Below are 3,703 nucleotides of genomic sequence, written 5' to 3' on the forward strand. Positions count from 1 at the left end.
GGGTGCGGCCATGGGGGTCCCCCCGGCCGAAGGCTGGGGGAGACGAGCGGCGGTCCCGGGCGCCGAACGACGTAGGGCCAAACCGCGAGCGCTGTGGGGGTCCCCCCGGCCGAAGGCTGGGGGAGTGCGCCGGCGCGGCACCGACCCCACAACCACCGCGCGAGGCGGTCACTGACCGCGCCGGATGGGGGTCCCCCCGGCCGAAGGCTGGGGGGAGGGACGGCGGCGGGGAAACCGCCCGCCGCAGGCGCAACGCACCCGCACACAACAACCGGCCGCAAGGGGCACCGCAAACGCAACGACCCGGCGGCGCGGTCAGGTCGTGAGGCGGTGGGGGAGGGAGCCCGTCGTGAGGGCGCCGAGGGCCGCGTCGATGGTCGGGCCCAGGTAGTAGTCGCCGGTGTGGTCGAGGCAGTAGACGCGCCCCTCGGCGTCGATCGCGAGCTGCCCGTGGCCCGCGGACTCCTCCCCGAGCGGTGCGACCTCCGTGTCGAGCGCGCTGCCGAGGTCGCCGAGGGTGCGCGCGAGGTGCAGCCCGTGGAGCGGGTCGACGCGGACCGTGCTGGGTGCGACGTGGCGGCCGGGGGAGGTGACGGCCGGCACGGTGAGGCCGCCGAACTCGGCCCAGGCCTCTACGGCGGCGGGGAAGACGCTGTGGCGGTGGCCGCCGGGGGAGACGTAGGCGCGGAGCGTGTCGGCCCAGACCTCGGCCTGCCGGATGTCCCAGCGGCCGGGCTGCCAGCCGGCGGCGCGCAGGGCCACGTCGACGCCGACGGGGAAGCGGGTCGAGTTCATTCGGCGTCGGCTCCCGGGTCGAAGGCGCGGACGCCGAAGTGCGCGAGCAGCGCCTCGCAGGAGCGGCAGGGCGGGGCGTAGGTGCCATGGGCGGGGTCGCCGTCCTCGCGTATGCGGCGGGCGGTGAGCTTGGCGCCCTTGAGGGCCTTGCGGGCCTCGCCGTTCGTGAGCGGCTTGCGCGCGGCGCGCTTGCTGCGGGCGCCGTCGACGGTGGTGAGGTGGCGGGACAGCAGCACCGGCTCGGGACATCGCCCGGTGAAGCGCTCACGCTGGGCGACGGGGAGGGCGTCGAGGACGTCCTGGACGAGCGGGTGGAGCGGGGGCGGCTGGTCCGCCTTGGCGCCGGTGCAGGTGAGGACCTCGTCCTTGACGGACAGCGCGGCGGCGACCGCCGGCAGGATCCCGTCGCGCCGGTGGCGCAGCGCCGGTGGCGCGGGCGCTTCGTCGGCTCCCCAGTTGAGCCGCGGATCCGCGGCGTCTCTCGTCAGCATCTTCGTACGGCCCTCCGATCCGTCCTCGCGCCGAGGACGTCCCCCTATGTGCGTAAGACTGCCAAACGGACAAGGCGTTACGGAAGTCGGTTGTGAGGTGAGAGGTTTACTTTGTGCCGGATGTCACGGCACTGTGGGGAGATGCGTATCGTCGTCCGGTGTGCTGCCGCAGTGGCGCTCCTTGCGTTGGCCATTGGTTGTACGGATAGTAGCGCCGGGTCGGACGGGAGAGGGGCCAAGCCCACGGAGAACGGCCGGGATTCGACCACGGCCTCCACGGGAGGGGCACAACGCACGCTCACCGCGGCCCGGTTGAAGGCGGCGCTGATCACCTCCGCCGATGTGCCCGGCTACGTGGTGACGGGCGGCGCGGGCGTGCCCGTCCCCGAGGAGTCGCTGACCGCGGACCGGCCCGGGTGCCGTCCCCTGTCCGACCCCGTGAGCAGCCGCCCCGTCCGGCCGCGCACGGCCCAGGTGACGGCCGCCGTCACCACGCGCGGGGCGCTCGGCGGTGACGGCGGGCTGGACCTGCTGCTGCTCGCCGCCCACCGGCCCGGCGAGGCGGGCGAGGTCGTCGCCGGGATCACCGCCGCCCTGAGGCAGTGCCGTTCCTTCGGGACGACGGACGGGGAGGGAGGCGCCCGGCACTTCGCCGTCCGTCCCGCGCGGGCCCCCGCGGTGGGCGACGAGGCGGTCGCCTACGTGATGACCGACACCGCCGACGCCACGCGAGGCACCGCCACCGTCACCGTCGTGCGCACCGGGGGCAGCACGGCCACCTACGTCACGGTCAAGCCGTCCGGTGACCCCGCCGGACCGCCCCTGGCCGTCGCGCGCGCCCAGCACGGGAAACTCGCCGCGGCCGCCGTCCAGCCGTGACCGGAACCAGCTCAAGCGCCTCTTGCCACACCCCATAGGCTGTGCCCAACACCGGATCCAGCATGGGGGCATCGGCAATGACGACAGGTCGGCCCGGGTATCGGGCCGCGCCACCGAACGCGGCTTACGCCGGTCAGATCGTGCACTTCCCGGACCCGGTGCGGCGCGCCCGCCACCCGCAGGGCGTACGCGTGGACGAGCGCGGCTTCCCCGACTTCTCGCCGTACGCCCGCGCGGCGGCCGAGATCGCCGAACCGCCGGACGGCTTCGGCATCGACGAACTCCGGCTGACCGACTACGTGTCGGCCAACGCCGCGCAGCACGCCGCCGGTCACGAGTTGTGGGGCAGCCTGTCCCCCGTCGCCACGCCGCACGGGTGGAGCTGGCACCACGTCGCCGGCAGCCGCCGTCTGGAGCTGATCCCCGCCGAGGTCAAGTCGTTGCTGCGGCACCACGGGGGCCTGGCCACCACCGCCTCCGCCGACCACGACAAGCGCGGCACCCGGCCGCTCCAGGAGACCCGGCCGGTCCACTTAGGCGTGCGCAAGGACGGGGTCGCCGTCACCGAGCAGCAGGTCCGGGACGTCGAGGAGGAGCTCGGCTACCGGCTGCCCGGCGCGTACCGCACCTTCCTCAAGGCGGCGGGCGGCAGCGCACCGCGCGGTGTGGCCCTGCTGCCCATGCTGGGACTCCTGGTCGACCAGCCCTTCTTCACCGTGCGGGACGAGGCGGCGGCCAACGACCTCGGCTACGTCAACAAGTGCCTGCGGGACCACCTCACCAAGGACTACCTGGCGATCTCCTACGTCCAGGGCGGTGTGCTCGCCGTGAAGGCGCGCGGCGCCGACCTGGGTTCCATGTGGCTGTGCCCGTACGACGACGTGCGGGACGCCGACGGCGCCTTCGGTTCCACCGAGGAGCGGGTCACCGGGCTGCTGCTGCCCTGCGGCGAGGACTTCGACGCCTTCCTCGCCGCGCTCGCCGGCGACCCGCCGGAGCTGGAGACGGTGGCGAACCTGATGGTGGACGGCGGCTTCGCCCGCGCCGTCCCGGTGGAGGGGTGAGGCAGGACATGGTCACGTTCGCGGAGGCGCAGGAACGCGCCGAGCGGTGGATCAACGCCGACGTCCCGGCCTACCTCGCACGTGAGGTGCAGGTGCGGGAGTTCGACCGGGGCTTCGTGGTCTGGTCCGAGCCGAGGGACGGCGGTCCGACCTCGGACGACGGGGAGACCCGCATCGTCATCGCCCGGGACAGCGGCGACGCCACGCTCTGGCCCGCGCTGCCCGTGGGCGAGATCATCCGCCGCTGGGAGGAGATCTACGGCGCCGCGGCCGGCGCGGTCGCGGACGCCGTGCCGGAGCGGCCCCGGCGGATCGACCTGGAGGCGACGTCCTTCCTGCTGAGCCCGCCGCAGTGGCTGCAGGACGCCGCCGACCGGCTCGGCATCCCCGACCGCCGTGACGTTCCGGACGGCGGTCGGGCCGACACCGTCCCCACACCGCCGCGCGCCCCGGCCCCGGTCAGCACGCCCGGTC

5 protein-coding genes are annotated in these 3,703 nt (G+C 74.6%); 3 read left to right on the top strand and 2 right to left on the bottom strand.

The genetic code is table 11. The annotated features are described in order from the left end of the window. Positions 1 to 315: 315 nt before the first annotated feature. Entirely contained in the window at positions 316 to 795 is a 480-nt protein-coding gene (locus PV341_RS44210) for an SUKH-3 domain-containing protein (protein ID WP_500360891.1), read from the bottom strand. After that, positions 792 to 1,286, bottom strand: a complete 495-nt coding sequence (locus PV341_RS44215; RefSeq protein ID WP_500329006.1) for a YwqJ-related putative deaminase — start codon at positions 1,284 to 1,286, stop codon at positions 792 to 794. Before PV341_RS44215 ends, PV341_RS44210 begins: the two co-directional genes overlap by 4 nt. Before the next feature lie 312 nt (positions 1,287 to 1,598). On the opposite strand from PV341_RS44215, the gene PV341_RS44220 reads away from it, so the two are divergent. From PV341_RS44220 to PV341_RS44230, 3 genes are all read left to right on the top strand, one after another. Then, positions 1,599 to 2,165 (top strand): hypothetical protein, encoded by a 567-nt coding sequence (locus PV341_RS44220; RefSeq protein ID WP_500360893.1) that lies wholly within the window; start codon positions 1,599 to 1,601, stop codon positions 2,163 to 2,165. 77 nt (positions 2,166 to 2,242) lie between these two features. Beyond that, positions 2,243 to 3,229: an HNH endonuclease gene (locus PV341_RS44225; protein ID WP_500360894.1), complete on the top strand. Its 987-nt coding sequence runs from the start codon at positions 2,243 to 2,245 to the stop codon at positions 3,227 to 3,229. 8 nt (positions 3,230 to 3,237) lie between these two features. Further along, the coding region (locus PV341_RS44230; protein ID WP_500360896.1) for an SUKH-4 family immunity protein at positions 3,238 to 3,703 on the top strand (466 nt) is incomplete at its 3' end.

Source organism: Streptomyces sp. PA03-1a, from assembly GCF_033792805.1.
GTDB lineage: Bacteria > Actinomycetota > Actinomycetes > Streptomycetales > Streptomycetaceae > Actinacidiphila.